This is a genomic window from Endozoicomonas sp. ALD040, from assembly GCF_049275945.1.
Lineage (GTDB): Bacteria > Pseudomonadota > Gammaproteobacteria > Pseudomonadales > Endozoicomonadaceae > Endozoicomonas_A.
Genome location: NZ_CP184829.1, coordinates 5880675 through 5895511 on the forward strand (window position 1 = coordinate 5880675; position 14837 = coordinate 5895511).

The 14837-nt window shown below is 48.1% G+C and carries 10 protein-coding genes; 5 read left to right on the forward strand and 5 right to left on the reverse strand.

The features are described from left to right. Positions 1–227 precede the first annotated feature (227 nt). Both ACOJUN_RS21280 and ACOJUN_RS21285 read right to left on the reverse strand, forming a co-directional pair. Complete coding sequence (locus ACOJUN_RS21280; RefSeq protein ID WP_422133877.1) at positions 228–2351, reverse strand: phosphocholine-specific phospholipase C; 2124 nt, start codon at positions 2349–2351, stop codon at positions 228–230. A gap of 23 nt (positions 2352–2374) precedes the next feature. Continuing rightward, positions 2375–2497 (reverse strand): hypothetical protein, encoded by a 123-nt coding sequence (locus ACOJUN_RS21285; protein ID WP_422133878.1) that lies wholly within the window; start codon positions 2495–2497, stop codon positions 2375–2377. A 264-nt stretch (positions 2498–2761) separates the two neighbouring features. On the opposite strand from ACOJUN_RS21285, the gene ACOJUN_RS21290 reads away from it, so the two are divergent. Next, positions 2762–3538: a hypothetical protein gene (locus ACOJUN_RS21290; RefSeq protein ID WP_422133879.1), complete on the forward strand. Its 777-nt coding sequence runs from the start codon at positions 2762–2764 to the stop codon at positions 3536–3538. A gap of 59 nt (positions 3539–3597) precedes the next feature. On the opposite strand, the gene cobB is transcribed toward ACOJUN_RS21290, so the two are convergent. The 3 genes from cobB to ACOJUN_RS21305 form a co-directional block, all read right to left on the reverse strand. Next, positions 3598–4326: a Sir2 family NAD+-dependent deacetylase gene (gene cobB, locus ACOJUN_RS21295; RefSeq protein WP_422133880.1), complete on the reverse strand. Its 729-nt coding sequence runs from the start codon at positions 4324–4326 to the stop codon at positions 3598–3600. 57 nt (positions 4327–4383) lie between these two features. Then, positions 4384–5784, reverse strand: coding sequence for a DUF4139 domain-containing protein (locus ACOJUN_RS21300; protein WP_422133881.1), 1401 nt, complete (start codon positions 5782–5784; stop codon positions 4384–4386). A gap of 252 nt (positions 5785–6036) precedes the next feature. Next, positions 6037–7878 carry a beta-ketoacyl synthase gene (locus ACOJUN_RS21305; RefSeq protein ID WP_422133882.1) on the reverse strand — a complete coding sequence of 614 codons (1842 nt, stop codon included), beginning with the start codon at positions 7876–7878 and terminating at the stop codon, positions 6037–6039. Between the two features lie 179 nt (positions 7879–8057). Here ACOJUN_RS21305 and ACOJUN_RS21310 point away from each other — a divergent pair, with 179 nt between their 5' ends. The 4 genes from ACOJUN_RS21310 to cas3f all read left to right on the forward strand — a co-directional run bounded on the left by ACOJUN_RS21310 (position 8058) and on the right by cas3f (position 14784). Continuing rightward, positions 8058–9014 (forward strand): GlxA family transcriptional regulator, encoded by a 957-nt coding sequence (locus ACOJUN_RS21310; RefSeq protein WP_422133883.1) that lies wholly within the window; start codon positions 8058–8060, stop codon positions 9012–9014. A 135-nt stretch (positions 9015–9149) separates the two neighbouring features. Next, complete coding sequence (gene fabV, locus ACOJUN_RS21315) at positions 9150–10352, forward strand: enoyl-ACP reductase FabV (protein ID WP_422133884.1); 1203 nt, start codon at positions 9150–9152, stop codon at positions 10350–10352. Positions 10353–10500: 148 nt separating this feature from the next. Next, positions 10501–11442, forward strand: coding sequence for a type I-F CRISPR-associated endonuclease Cas1f (cas1f, locus tag ACOJUN_RS21320; protein WP_422133885.1), 942 nt, complete (start codon positions 10501–10503; stop codon positions 11440–11442). A 6-nt stretch (positions 11443–11448) separates the two neighbouring features. Then, positions 11449–14784 (forward strand): type I-F CRISPR-associated helicase Cas3f, encoded by a 3336-nt coding sequence (gene cas3f / locus ACOJUN_RS21325; RefSeq protein WP_422133886.1) that lies wholly within the window; start codon positions 11449–11451, stop codon positions 14782–14784. Positions 14785–14837 lie beyond the last annotated feature (53 nt).

A 14837-nucleotide genomic window follows, 5' to 3' on the forward strand; every position in this document is an offset into this window, starting at 1 on the left:
CAGCCAATGTGGCTAAAAACAAAGGTTATACCAATCGTGCTTGCTAACTGCCATGATGAGCATGGAGATTTGAGCCTTGAGACAAGGCGGCGTGAGGAGTCATAGCCTTAACTATGGCGACGATCGCCAACGCAGGATTAAGGCTCAAATCTTCAGCGCAATAGGAAGTTAGAAAGTTCGATTGGTATCACCCATCACTTTGGGCACCCTCTGAATTTTCAGAAGTTTTATGACCCCATCAGAGGGTCTGAAACGCCATGAGTGCCATTTTCAACCCTGCCACAATAACGTCTGAACGTGTCACTTCCTTCAACACTGACTTCCAGCTCATACCAGTTGGATGCAGGCTTGATAAACTGCTCAACAGACGATTTTTCACCGGCTGCCAGAGTGACAGTCTTTTGATTACCTGGCTCGTAGGCTGAGAAGTCTACAGTTACACGCTTCTCTGTATCTGCAAGATTTTCCAGCTTGACAAGAACCGACGGCGTTTCCTTGTTAACTCCATAACATACGGAGACTTCCTGGTTATGTTCCTGCTCGCAGGTTCCCTTAAACTGACGATGAAAACCGTTAGCAGAGAGCACCCACAAGTCATACTTATTGTCGAGAGATGTCGGCCATGTAGCCCGTACGGTATCTCCGGCTCCAATGACAAAACGCTTAGGTATCTCTTCCAGATTCAGTTGATCATAGACATGAATCACCGCGCCCTGCTGTCCACTGTTGGTCATAGTCAGAACAACGGAATACTGATCAATATCGACCAAAGCGTTGACGTGCAGCTCATAAGGAAGAGCTCTTGAAGGCCGGATACCTGCATCCGCAGCGGGCGGTAGCTGGTCATCTTCAGCCGGAGGATTAATCTGTGGCAATAGTTGTTGGAAGAATCTTATGGTATCAGCCTCGGACTTAGTCATTTCCGGTAGCGATGGCAATGGCTCGTCATTAGGGTTTTCAAAATTAAACGCCGATAATAAATTACCGCAAACCGCACGGCGAAAAGGCGTAATATTCTCTTCGATCACTCCAAAACGCTTCTCCAGAAACTGTAACACCGACGTATGATCGAACACCTGTGAGTTCACCCAGCCTCCCCGGCTCCACGGAGAAACAATCAATGCCGGAACTCTTGGACCCGGACCATAAGCCTGATTTTCAGTATGATACTCTCCGGTTGTATCAACAGTACTTTCACCATGAAAAGCTCCCTCACTCAGGGAAGGCGGGCAAGGTGGAGGCATATGATCAAAGAAACCATCATTTTCATCAAAATTGATAATCAGGACTGTTTTACTCCAGGTGTCCGGGTCACTGGTTAATGCATCCAGAACTTCCTGTGTATACCAGCCTCCCTGTACCGGTGACGAAGGTCCCGGGTGCTCGGAATAAGTTGCTGGCGCAATAATCCATGACACTTGTGGCAAAGTTTTGTTTTCAATATCATTTTTAAGACTTTCCAAAAAGCCACCGTCAGCCATGGTATTGGCGACGCCTTTCAGCAAAGGGCTTATGTTGTCATCGTCTTCTGACCATTCGGGATAAGGCTTACCATTGGATTGATTGCCTTTTGATTCATTGGCTTCCCGGTACTGTCTAAAACCGGCCAGAGGGTTGTCTGTAAAATTATCAGGTAAGTTCTGATAAATCCTCCAACTGACACCCGCCTGCTCCAGACGCTCGGGATAGGTTGTCCATGTATACCCTTCACTGGACGAGCCCAGACTATCATAATCATTAAAAATGGCAGGTGGGTTAGGGTCCAGTTCGTGATGATTGATACCCGTCCAATGATACAGCCGGTTAGGGTTAGTTCCCCCATGGAATGAGCAGTAGTATTCATCACAGACAGTAAAAGCATCGGCCAGGGCAAATTGAAAAGGTAATTCAGCCTCTGTGTAGTAACCCATCGACTGATCTTCTTTATAGGTTGGCCAATCGCTCATGCGCCCGTGATCCCAGGCTTCATGGGCATCCGGAAAAGTGTGTGGCGTACCATTCACCCGCTGGGCATTACCCTGTTCCGCATCCAGATGATAGGGATAAATAAAGCGTTCATTATTTCGTTGCTTATATTTTTGCTTCCAGACATTGCCATACACCGTAGGAACAGGATGGCGATCAGCAAAACCACGAACCCCTGCCAAGGTTCCAAAATAGTGGTCAAAAGCCCGGTTTTCCTGCATCAATATAACCACATGCTCGACATCATTGATGTTGCCATGGACATTATTTGCCGGAATGGATAAAGCCTTCACAATTGAAGGTGGAAGCAACCCTGATGCTGTCACTCCAGTTAAACCGATACCTGACGCTTTTAAAAATTTACGACGACTCAACGCTTTTTTCATAATTAGCTGATTGCCTTTACTATTTATTCAACTGGGCAGTGGTATTCACTGGTATTATTGTCACCATTGGCGGTTTCTGTTTCATCGTCACAGCCACTCAGCAATAGTGAAAAAACAATCAGTGGTATAAAACTCAGAACTCTCACAAGGACTCCCGTTTGTTATGGGTTATTTTGCGAGCACAGGGTATGTAAGAAATAAGACACAGTGATGTTACAAGGGTGTCAGTTTCATGATGAATTGGTGACAGCTGTTGGTCCTTCCTTTAATGCCTTTAGCTTGTGATTGCCCTTTATTTTTTATTTTCCGATCAAGGTTGTCTGCAGAACCATTTTGAGCGTCTATAGTTACCGTTTGTTATAAACCAGCAGGTATTTCTGGTGCGACAAACTGTTATTTTTCTGATTGTTATGACAACGGTTCGAGCGGTTATGGCGCAGGCACCGGCAGATTTGTTCCCTGAGTATCTGTGGATCGTTGACCATGATTACCACGCTACTGCTAATTACAGGAATGCAGGTTACCTCAGCTACGTGAAGTCATTTAAAGGTAAAGCCAAGCAAAATTTCTTCTTATCATCGCTGAATATTCTTGTTCATCCGCCCGAAATCAAAGGTACTACCTCTGTTGTCTCTGTTGGCCTGCCCGGTACCTCGGTTACTTACCGATTTGATGCTGTTCCAATGGTATGGTTTCCCCCTGAGTCTCTGGAAAAAGCCTCGTTCAGCTGGTCTGCAGATGGACAGTCTCTTTTTGTCAAACGAACAGTATCGGAGCGTACATCGGACAAACCTATTATCAGGATTGAATTTGAATATTCAGGCTGTCTCAGCAGCGTCTTCACTAAAGATGTTTTGAAGCATCTGTTTACAAGGTATAACAGTATCAACCCTGAACTCTTCAATTTTGTTGCCTTTCCGGCTACTGGTCAAACGCTTGGTGAAAGGCGCGCTGGTAAAAGAGCTGCTATATTCGTCGGTGACTTTAGGGAAGAGGCAGTCTCTGGCTGTTCTGCAGCCGCTGTATCTCAACACGCGCCTGATGCCGTTGACCCATTGCATTCAGATTACAAGCCTGACCACTCAGACAAACTGTCGCCTTTGGATAATACCCCAAAAGTAAAAAATTCCTCTTCGGAACAGAAGCACGAACTGCCAAAAAAAACACACTCCGCTTTCTCCAATTGAGAAGAAGCATAACATGCAGGGCATCGAAAAATTTGAGATAGGAAAATATTGCCGTACATCTATTCCAACAAAGTATTAAAGAATTCAGGAACCAATTCAGTAGCAGGACCGCTTAGACTTCGATCAAACCGGGAGGCGTTGGAGCCGGGCTCAAGATTCAACTCTACAGTTTCGGCACCCGCAGCTTTGGCTTCTTCAAAAAAGCCAGCAGCCGGATAAACATTACCTGAAGTTCCGATGGATACAAAAAGATCACACTGCGACAAAGCTTTGTAGATACGATCCATCTCCAGGGGCATTTCACCAAACCAGACGATATGAGGCCGCAAATTGCCCGCCATTTGACAACAGGGGCAGAGTGTTTCGGTAGTCAGATCCTCATACCACTCGAAAACCTGCTCTGTATCCTGACAACTCGCTTTATAAAGCTCACCATGCATGTGAATCAGGTTCTGACTGCCCGCCCGGGAATGCAGATCATCCACGTTTTGGGTTACCAGCAGAAACTCACCATCAAAAGACTTTTCAAAGTCTGAAAGAGCCTTATGAGCAGCATTACAAACCACTTCACTCAGTCGTTGTCGCCTGTCATTATAGAAAGCCTGCACCAGGGCCGGATTGCGATAATAACCTTCCGGCGTGGCGACATCTTCAATCGAATGGTTTTCCCAAAGGCCATCACTGCCCCTGAAGGTTCGAATACCCGACTCGGCAGAAATACCGGCACCAGTCAGAACTACAATGGATGGATAATTGAGCATGAGCCTTTGATCTGTAGTAAGTTGCATTTTATTTTGCCAGAAGCCTGAACAACTATTGCCTTCAGACTTCTGACCTGAACGGTATTACCGAGTGTATACCGAGGTATATGTAAACGTTTTCTTGCTTTTTGCGGGAACTTTGACTTTGATGGTGTCAGTCTGCTCCAGAGTACCGCCTTTCACATCTTCCAACTTAATCAGAGAATGATCGCGATCTGTCATCATCAAGGTCACCTCTTCATCACTGTCATTGAATACGACGGCCTGCCAGCGACTGATCAGCTCCTTCTCGCGCTGCTGACTGTCAACACGCTTTCTCTCAACCCTCACAGTCAGAGCTTCGCCCATAGCAAGATGGGCATAATCCCCTTTGGTGGTCTGGGGAATCATGGCATTACCACTGATAATCACAGTGCCGTCGCCGGTAGATTCAAGAATTCTCACCTCACCTGCAGGAAGATCGCGCCCTGCCTTAAAGCGATAATTCAGTCTGGGTCTTTGCAGATCTGAACCTCTGCCCGAATATGAACGTCCATTGACATCCAGCTGATAGTAATGATCGAGTGCTATCTGATCTTCCTTGTAGAGCGTCATCTGTTGCCAGGAGAACGGGGTCAGTTTCGTTTGATCCTTCGGCAAGGGTATGACCATGACTTCACCCACCCGCTGATTTTCCTGACCGGGCATGGGACTGGCAGCATTCGCCCTCACCATTTTATGGGCATAGCCCACGTTGGGTCGCCCCATATCACCGGCCACCAGCTTGATATCTGCGTTGTTGTAATCGGTTTCTGTGTTGTTGTTTAACAGCGCCGTCAGCTCAATACGAGCCTTTCCATCATCATCAAGAGTCATTCGATAATGGCTTGAATAGCGAATGGAAGGCGTGATGTAAGAAAGACGTAACTGGTCGGTACCTTCCAGATCCGGGAAGCGTGCTATCAGACGAGTCTGATAGTCTTTTTCCAGAAAAACCTGTTCGCGCGAAGCCAGCCTGATACCCTGCGGATCGTTCCAGTCCACCAGGTATTGTCGACCATTACTGCCCTGGACCAGACCCATTCCACTGTCATAGGAGAGCAACACACCCTGTACCGGAACGTTCAGCCCTCCCCCTACGAGTTCAACCGACTTGCCGACCAACCTGTTGTATAGATGATCCCGGTCCAGCCCACCTCTGTGCCAAGTGAGGCTATCGGGCACCAGACCTTGTTTGTCTTTGATGTATTCCAGCTCAAGGCTGTCATCTTCCCAGTCATCGGCCATGCCTTCGACGACCAGGCTCCCATCCGATCCGGGAAGCACTTTGAACTGCTGACGAACCAGGGTTTTGTCCGGGTAAAGCGTTAAATGAGTACTGTTGGCGTGACTGACTTCCACTCTTCCTGCCTGTTCATCTTCATCTGCCGTTACCATACTGGCAGCCATGCCAGTAAGAACAATAGAGCTAATCAGTATTCCGGTCAGTTTGAGTCTGGTTCTCATTATGACTTTCTCCCTTTAATGAGATACTGAGGACTGATTGAGTCTACCTTTATACATAACTCAATGACCAGCCCGGATAATGATGTAAAGCTTTTGAAGAACATGCCCGTAAAATAGACCATAAATCAACTGAACGTTTGCTCGGGTATGACTCAATAATATCATCCAGTGCAGCCGAATAACGGGATACATTAACTCTTCTTATGTCCCGGGCTGGAAAGGTGGTGCCCCCACTTCATCAGGCTTCCAAGATCAAAAAGACCAGAAAGGATTATCTACTTCCAGATTCACCGGGTGGCCGAAACCGGGTACCTTAATGGATTGGTCGGTGTACTCCAGATCGTCTTCTCCAAGAACCCCTTCACCAAATAGATAAATAGGCTCCGCCTGGCCAGACAGCTGTGCAGACTCATACTCTTCCTGACGGCGGAACGTAGTTTCATAGCACTGCTGCCAGGATGAAAGTGCCTGCTCGCCGTGTCTGGCTTTTAACATCTCACGGGTTATATCAGGACTCAGAACCAGTGCCGTAGCGTTGTTGCCCCCAAAACCTTTGGCATTGATCAGCGACATGGCCATCTGTGATGGGTCCATCTGTTTGTGATTCATACTGATATCAAGGTGTGAATGATGAACGTCTTCAGCAATGCCGGAAATGGTTCTGATTCCGGGAATAATGCCCTGATGCCAGACACCCAGTGTCGACATTAGCTGATCACCGGCAGCCGCACCAATAGAGTGACCCAGATAGCTCTTAACTGCAGTGACAGGCCAGTTATTCATACCAAAATGACGAGCCGTTTCATTGAGGACGCGGGATTCAGTCACCCGGTTCTGTGGGGTACCGGTACCGTGAGCCTGAACAAAACTTCTCTGTCGCAGAGCGTCCTCTCCCAGAATGGCCCTGCCGAGAGCGGCAGCCCTGGCAAGGGTCAGATAGTTGCCGGCACCGGGCGCTGAAATGGATTTCTTATAGCCGTCTGCGTTCACAAAAACATCAGCCACCGCCCCGAGAATTTCAGCACCGGTCTCCAGCGCCAGTCCATCATCCATCAAGACAAAGTATTGAGAAGACTCGGCAATGGTAAAACCGGTACTCTCTGCAAAAGGACGACAGGCGTTACGCCAATCGGGGTTGGTAAGATCGTCAAGACCATCAAGCTTCCTCAAAGCATCATCCGTAGCCAGAGCTCCCATGGTGCTATAGCCATCCATGATTTCAGGAATGACCGGTGCCTCACTGTTGCCAACAATCACCACACGGCGCTTGCCGGAACGAATGTCGTTTACTGCCAGCTGCAGGTTATAAAGCAAGGTCGCACAGGCTCCCATTGAAGTGCCGGTATTACCCAGTGAACCCAGGATATAAGCATTGATAAAGTCAGCAGACATTTCAGCAAAGCCCAGTGGACATTGCTTGGAACTAACTCTCTTACCCATCAGGCGGGCTTTCAGCATACCGCCATAGCCGTTATAGTCGAGCTGGCTCATGGCACTGCCAGAATAGACAGCAATCTGTTCGGGAGACAAATTCTCTTTTAAGAGCTGCCACTCCAAACCTGAGGATTGCAAGGCATCTGACGCACCATAAACCGTCATAGCCAGTGAGCGGGGATGATGTCTCGACTGATAGAGCGCAGCAGGATCAAAACCGCTGGGTAACTGACCAGCAGCATTGACCGAACCAGCCCTTGTTGAAGGCAACATCAGGGTTTGCAGACCAGAAAAACAAACTCTGACATTTCGACCATCATTCAGTGCTTCCACCTGCCAGTTTTCCGGCAATGGCTTGGGCAACCTGCACTTGGGCAGAATCAGCTCGGACCCCTTGTCGGCTTTGAGGGGCTGGTGATAATAGAGAGCGTTATTATCAAACAGATTGGTTTCCAGCTGCCTGATCAAAGTACCTGAAAGAATGGTGTCTGCCGGAGTGTCTTTATCCAACCCCCTGAGTCGTGCGATAGCAGACAATGTTTTCTGCTGTTGCTGAGCACCCAATTGATCAAATATCAGGCGATGATAGCCATGAAACCCTGAACTTCGTCCCGCCGGGCTGATGCCTCCCTGCGCGACAATGACCGGCAATCTGCTCACGGTAACAACTCCATTTAGAGAAAAGATATAGCGGTAGTTTAATAGGACATTCATCAACTCATCTGTACATTTACGCCAATATACCTGATTATTACGCCATACCATCGAATTCACAGGCCGGTGCATTGGTACAGAAAACGCTTTCACTGAATAGAGTTCTGATTCCCCTTGTGGATCATATGCTGTCTACCAGCATCAGTTTACCCCTTGAAATGATCCAGGCAGGAGTCACCTATAGTCGACTGAGACATCAGTATCCAGACGTCGAAGTCTGTTTCTGTGCTGAGCAACTTAACCCGATCATCAGCATGAGCAGAATTCCTCTGACACCGGAAGTGACCTTTCCTGAAACAGGTCCCGGAGACCTTGTCATTGTGCCCGGCCTTTGGCGCAATCCCCTACCCGTGGTCAAACAATCCAGAGCAATGGTGAAATGGCTAAGGTATCAGCATCAGCAGGGCGCTACCTTCTGCGTAGCAGCAACCGGGGTCACATTTATGGCCGAAACAGGTTTATTGAATCACCAGCCCGCAGCGACTCACTGGTATTTTCTTGAACGATTAAAGCGACACTATCCCAAGGTTGATTTTAAACCCCACCACCTGATTACCCGCTCAGGCAGAATATTCTGTGCCGGAAGTGTCAACTCGGTTGCCGATCTTATGGTCCACCTTATTAAGCTGAGCATGGGAGAACAAATTGCCCATAAGGTCGAGCAGCAGTTCTCCCATGAAATTCGTCGACCTATGGATCAGATGCTGTTCGCCGAAGACCACACAACCGCTCATAACGATGAAATCATCGTCCGGCTTCAGGAATGGATAAGGCAGCATTATTGTGAAGCTATTGAGATGGAAAACCTGATAGCAGCTTCAGGCTTGACACGAAGAACGCTGCACAGAAGATTCAAGGAAGCAACGGGCTTCTCCCCCACCGCTTATATTCAGCGAATGAGACTGACCCTGGCCTCGGATCTCCTGAAAAGTACCGACCTTTCAATCAGGGAAGCAGCCTACCAGGCCGGATACACAGACCCTGACTATTTCAGCCGACTGTTTCAGAAACACTTCCAGCTCACGCCGAGCGACTTTAAGCGCAGTGTTCGGGACAAACTTTTCTATCTTGAGAACTCTTGATACATTTCGTATCAATATACCGACTGATCTATACCGCCTGCGCCTTTTCCACCCTGCCGGTTTTGGATAAGCTTTACTCGACTGTTATGGCACAGTGAACCGAGTGCCGTCTCTTATCGTTAACCGGAGCCAAAGATGATTATCAAGCCAAGGATTCGCGGATTTATCTGCACAACGACCCACCCTGTCGGGTGTGAGCAGAACGTTAAAGAGCAGATCGCTTATACCAGGGCTCAGGGTGAAGTGGCCGGGGGTCCCAAGCGGGTCCTGGTTATTGGTGCTTCCAGTGGTTACGGCCTTGCCTCTCGAATTACTGCGGCTTTTGGTTCAGGCGCGGCCACTATCGGTGTTTTCTTTGAAAAGCCTGCGACCGAAAAAAAACCCGGTACGGCAGGTTGGTACAATTCTGCCGCTTTCGAAAAGCTGGCCCATGAAGCAGGTCTATATGCAAAAAGCCTGAACGGAGATGCATTCAGTCACGAAGCCAAAACCAAAACAATCGAACTGATCAAGGAAGATCTGGGCCAGATCGATCTGGTAGTTTATTCCCTGGCTTCTCCCGTCCGTAAACTGCCTGACAGTGGTGAAGTGATCCGTTCCGTACTCAAGCCTATGGGACAGCCTTATAAGGCGACTGCCGTCGACACCAACAAAGATCAACTGTTTGAAGCCTCTGTTGAGCCTGCGACCGAAGAAGAAGTAGCAGCAACGGTGACGGTAATGGGGGGTGAAGACTGGGAACTCTGGATAAAAGCTCTTTCAGAAGCCGATGTCCTGGCAGAAGGCTGTAAAACTGTGGCCTATAGCTATATTGGTACCGAACTTACCTGGCCTATTTACTGGGAAGGTGCATTGGGTCAAGCCAAAAAGGATCTCGACCGTGCCGCCCACGCCATTGATAAACAACTCAAGAGCCTGAATGGTTCAGCCAACATCGCAGTACTGAAGAGCGTCGTTACCCAGGCCAGCTCCGCCATTCCGGTAATGCCTCTCTATATCGCCATGGTCTTCAAAAAGATGCGCGAAGAAGGTGTTCATGAAGGCTGCATCGAGCAGATCAACCGAATGTTCCGTGATCGCCTTCACAGAGAAGACGGCCAGGCTCCGGCAGTGGACGACACCAATCGCCTGCGCCTGGATGACTGGGAGCTGAGAGATGACATTCAATCACACTGTCAGGCACTCTGGCCAGCACTGACCAACGAAAACCTGGCCGAGCTGACTGATTACATTGAATACAAGGAAGAGTTCCTGAAACTCTTTGGTTTTGGTGTTGAAGGCGTTGATTATGAGGCGGATGTTAATCCATTAGTGCCTTTTGACGTGATTGATATCTGATCGACCGATCCGGGAGGGCTTGAAAGCCCTCTTTTATCAATTCCCAAGCTCGTTGAAATACGACAGCCAACCAATCCTACCTATTTTTTTAAATCTGAATTTAATGCGTTTAAACGAAAGCCATGGTTCAGAAAAGGAGTATTATGCAATGGATATATTGACTGATCTCAAGGCTATTCTGCACTCAAAAAGAGCCAATATCTATTATCTGGAAAAATGCCGGATCATGCAGAAAGATGGCCGGGTGCTGTATCTCACCGAAGCAAAAAATAACAACCACTACTGGAATATTCCCATTGCCAACACCACTTGCCTGCTATTGGGCAACGGAACCTCTATTACTCAGGCCGCTGCTCGTATGCTGGCTTCTGCCGGTGTGTTAATTGGTTTTTGTGGTGGCGGTGGAACGCCCCTGTTGATGGCCAATGAGGTGGAATGGTTAACGCCACAAAGTGAATATCGCCCCACAGAATACATGCAGGGCTGGATGCAGTTCTGGTTTGATGACCAGAAAAGATTACAAGCAGCCAAACAAATGCAGCTCGCCAGAATTCAGTTTATGAAAACAATTTGGAGCAAAGACCGAGACCTCAAAAATGAAGGCTTTCTTATTGATAGCATAAAGCCTGACCTTGAGACTACTGAAAGCACAATCAACAAGGTATTAACAGTCAATGATTTACTACAGGCAGAGGCTCGGCTGACCAAGACGCTTTATAACTTTGCAGCACGGCAAACCGGTTATGGTTCATTTACTCGTGAACGCAGCGCAGAAGATCAGGCCAATACATTTTTGAATCATGGTAATTATCTGGCTTACGGACTGGCAGCGACCACGCTCTGGGTATTAGGCATCCCCCACGGTTTTGCAGTGATGCACGGCAAAACCCGCCGGGGAGCCCTGGTATTCGACGTAGCTGATCTCATCAAGGATACGCTGGTTCTTCCCTGGTCGTTTATCTGTGCAAAGGAAGACGCCACAGAGCAAGAGTTCCGGCAACAGTGCTTGCAGGCATTTACTGATCATAAGGCCCTGGATTTTATGTTTGATCAGGTAAAAGCCATAGCCCTGAAAGATGACTGGGAGTAAGCAGCCATGATGGTCACCTTTGTCTCCCAGTGTGAAAAAAATGCTCTGAAAAAAACACGACGGGTTCTGGATGCTTTTGCAGACCGAATTGGCGACAACACCTGGCAAACCATTATTACTCAGGAAGGATTAAACGCTGTTAAAAAATTGCTGCGCAAAACAGCGACTAAGAGTACTGCCGTCAGTTGCCACTGGATTCGGTCTCGGTCGCGTAGTGAGTTGGTGTGGGTGGTGGGCAAACGCAGCGCCTTTAATAACAAAGGCCTTGTGCCAGTCAATCGAACCCGGAGAACTCTGACGGGCACAGAGTGGGAAAACAACTGGACTATGGCAACCTCAATACAAATTGTTGCCGTACTTGCTGCACTTCTGCACGACCTGGGCAAAGCAACGGTTGGATTCCAACAAAAACTTAAGAGCTCTGGAACTCAACAAAGTGACCCTTACCGTCACGAGTGGATATCCCTTCGCCTATTTGAGGCGCTGATTTATGATTGTTCGACTGACAGGGAATGGCTGGAAAGATTATGCAATCTGCCCATCTATTTCAAACAGCAACCCAACTGGGTTGATAACCTCTACAACGACCATAAACACAAAAACAAATCCAAAGGTATTGCCTATCTTCCACCCTTGGCACAATTAGTTTCCTGGTTGATTGTCACCCACCACCGCCTCCCCTGTGATGACCGACATAATTTTAGGGAAAGGGAAAAACTATGCGACCAGTTGAAGTTTTTGCAACTGGATCTTGATCGCTTCTACAAGCGGCTATCAGCCTATAACTATTGGGTTTTCTCGGAAAAAGCACAGAGTGAACGCAATGATACAGGAGATTTTTGGCGATTTTCAGCTCAAGCCACCGACAGCCTGATGTGGCAAAAAACAGTAAAACGCTGGGCCACAAAAGCACTGAACCATCCTCAGCTATTGAATCCACCTGAAACGAATAATCCATTACTGATGCACTTGGCACGCTTATGTCTTATGGTGGGCGACCACAACTATTCCAGCCTGTCTGCGGATGACAAACGTCGTGTTACTGGTGATCAAAGCCTTTCAACTTCACTTATTGCCAATACTGATCACCTATCAAAACAACCAAAACAAGCCTTGGATGAGCATCTGCTTGGGGTTGCCCGGTTTACGGGTGATTTCTCGCGCTTACTACCACGGTTTGCCCATGAATTGCCCCGCCTCGAGGATATCAGCCCATTTTCCAGACGGACTTCAATACCAAGATTCCAGTGGCAAAACCAAGGTTGGAGCCTGATAAAAAAACACCAGAAGGAGGCTCGTCGGCAAGGTTTTTTTGGTGTAAATCTGGCCAGCACGGGCTGTGGTAAAACTCTGGGCAATGCCCGGATCATGGCCGCACTTGCTGATCCCGAGCGAGGACCCCGCTTTACCATCGCCCTTGGCTTGCGGGTATTAACCCTTCAGACGGGCATAGCCTTGCGAGAAAGATTAAACCTGGATGATACCGAACTGGCTATTCTTGTCGGCGGTACGGCCCAACGGACACTGTTTGATCTACAGCAGGAAGTGGAAGAGGAGATTACCGAGGATAACGGCAGTGAATCGGCTGCCGATCTGATTATCGATAAGCTCGACTACGAGAACTGCGTACTGGATAAATCCACCTTGGGAACCATTATTCAAGATCCAAAAGCCAGCGACCTGCTCTACGCACCGGTAGTTTCCTGTACAGTTGACCACATTATCAGTGCAACAGAAACACTGCGCGGTGGGCGCCATATCGTGCCGATCCTCCGTCTAATGACCAGCGACCTGATTCTTGATGAGCCTGATGACTTTGATCAAAATGATTTGCCCGCCCTGAGTCGTCTGGTTCATATGGCTGGTATGATGGGGAGTAATATCCTGCTCTCTTCTGCCACCCTGACACCAGACCTGGTTCAAGGACTCTTTGTAGCCTACCAAAAAGGCCGCCAGCTCTGGCAACTTAACCAGAATGAAAAAAACATGGATATCTACTGTGCATGGTTTGATGAATTCAACCAACATATTGAACCTTGCATTAACGGACAAACCTTTGCCAGGTGCCACACCAAATTTATTCGCAGGCGTATTAGAGCGTTGAATGCACTTCCGCCAAAACGTATAGGAGAAATTCTACCTACTGTTCTTCCCAAAGCATCTGAAGAGGAAAAAATTCACAACCGTACTCTGGCACAAATTATTACCGATGCCTGTTTACGCCTGCACAACACCTATCATGAAACCTGTCCTGTAAGTCACAGAACCGCCAGTGTTGGCCTGGTTCGGATGGCGAATATTGATCCAATGGTTGATCTGGCAAGAGCACTTTACCAGTCAACGTTACCGGACAATATTCAACTACATATCTGCTGTTATCATGCCCGACAACTGCTTCTTTTACGCAGCCGACTGGAACATAAGCTGGATCGTATTCTCAACCGGAATAGAGACAAAAACCTGTTTGACCATCCAGAAATTACCAATGCAGTTCAGAACGGCGATAAACAACATCATATCTTTATCGTTCTTGCTACAGCTGTTGCTGAAGTGGGCCGGGATCACGATTACGACTGGGCCATAATTGAACCATCATCAATGCGCTCAATCATTCAGCTGGTTGGGCGAATCTGGCGACACCGACCAGATAAGATAGCGACCAAAGCCAATGTGCTGATTCTTGATAGCAACATCAAAGCCCTTCAGGCCGGGAGCAATCTGGGGGTTGGAGACCCTGTATTTCTGCGGCCTGGATTTGAGAGCAAAACGCATCTTCTCAATAGCCATCGCTGCTCAGATCGCCTGATTACCGATCAGCAGCTGGATAATATCAATTCAGTCCCTCGAATAGCCCGGCCCGATGAACTCCAGCCAGACCTTCGGCTGGCCGACCTTGAACATGCAGTTATGGCCGACCTTCTCAACTCGGAAAGTACTAACGTTGTCAATGCTTTCTGGCAGCGCAACACTGCAGCACAGGCCAACATCCATATGCAGCGAGCAACTCCATTTCGATATGATCAGATCCCACAGGCTGACATTGTTGCTCTACCTGACGAGGGCTACCCGGCAGGAATACGTTTTCGTTATGCGGATAAAGCCTGGGAGAACCCTCAGGGGCAAGACAGCATAAACAGCCAGTTTGCCTACGACGATTTTGCACCACAAAATGCGACAAGCCAGCCCTGGTTGGTCAGTGATTTTCATACGGCATTGGATGATCTTTGTGCACAGTTGAATGACGAATCACCAATAAAGACTTCTATTCGCTTCAGTTCAATACGATTGGCCGAACAAAAAAGCTGGCGCTTTCATCCATGGTTTGGGTTTTGGCCAGCCTGAGCTGACACCCGGAAGTGAGATGCATCACCAAAAGGGCTTCTAACAGAAAGCCC

Coding starts and splice junctions, on each gene's coding strand:
- ACOJUN_RS21280 (WP_422133877.1), bottom strand. CDS start 2,351: ATGAAAAAAGCGTTGAGTCGTCGTAAATTTTTAAAAGCGTCAGGTATC.
- ACOJUN_RS21290 (WP_422133879.1), top strand. CDS start 2,762: ATGACAACGGTTCGAGCGGTTATGGCGCAGGCACCGGCAGATTTGTTC.
- cobB (WP_422133880.1), bottom strand. CDS start 4,326: ATGCAACTTACTACAGATCAAAGGCTCATGCTCAATTATCCATCCATT.
- ACOJUN_RS21300 (WP_422133881.1), bottom strand. CDS start 5,784: ATGAGAACCAGACTCAAACTGACCGGAATACTGATTAGCTCTATTGTT.
- ACOJUN_RS21310 (WP_422133883.1), top strand. CDS start 8,058: ATGCTGTCTACCAGCATCAGTTTACCCCTTGAAATGATCCAGGCAGGA.
- fabV (WP_422133884.1), top strand. CDS start 9,150: ATGATTATCAAGCCAAGGATTCGCGGATTTATCTGCACAACGACCCAC.
- cas1f (WP_422133885.1), top strand. CDS start 10,501: ATGGATATATTGACTGATCTCAAGGCTATTCTGCACTCAAAAAGAGCC.
- cas3f (WP_422133886.1), top strand. CDS start 11,449: ATGATGGTCACCTTTGTCTCCCAGTGTGAAAAAAATGCTCTGAAAAAA.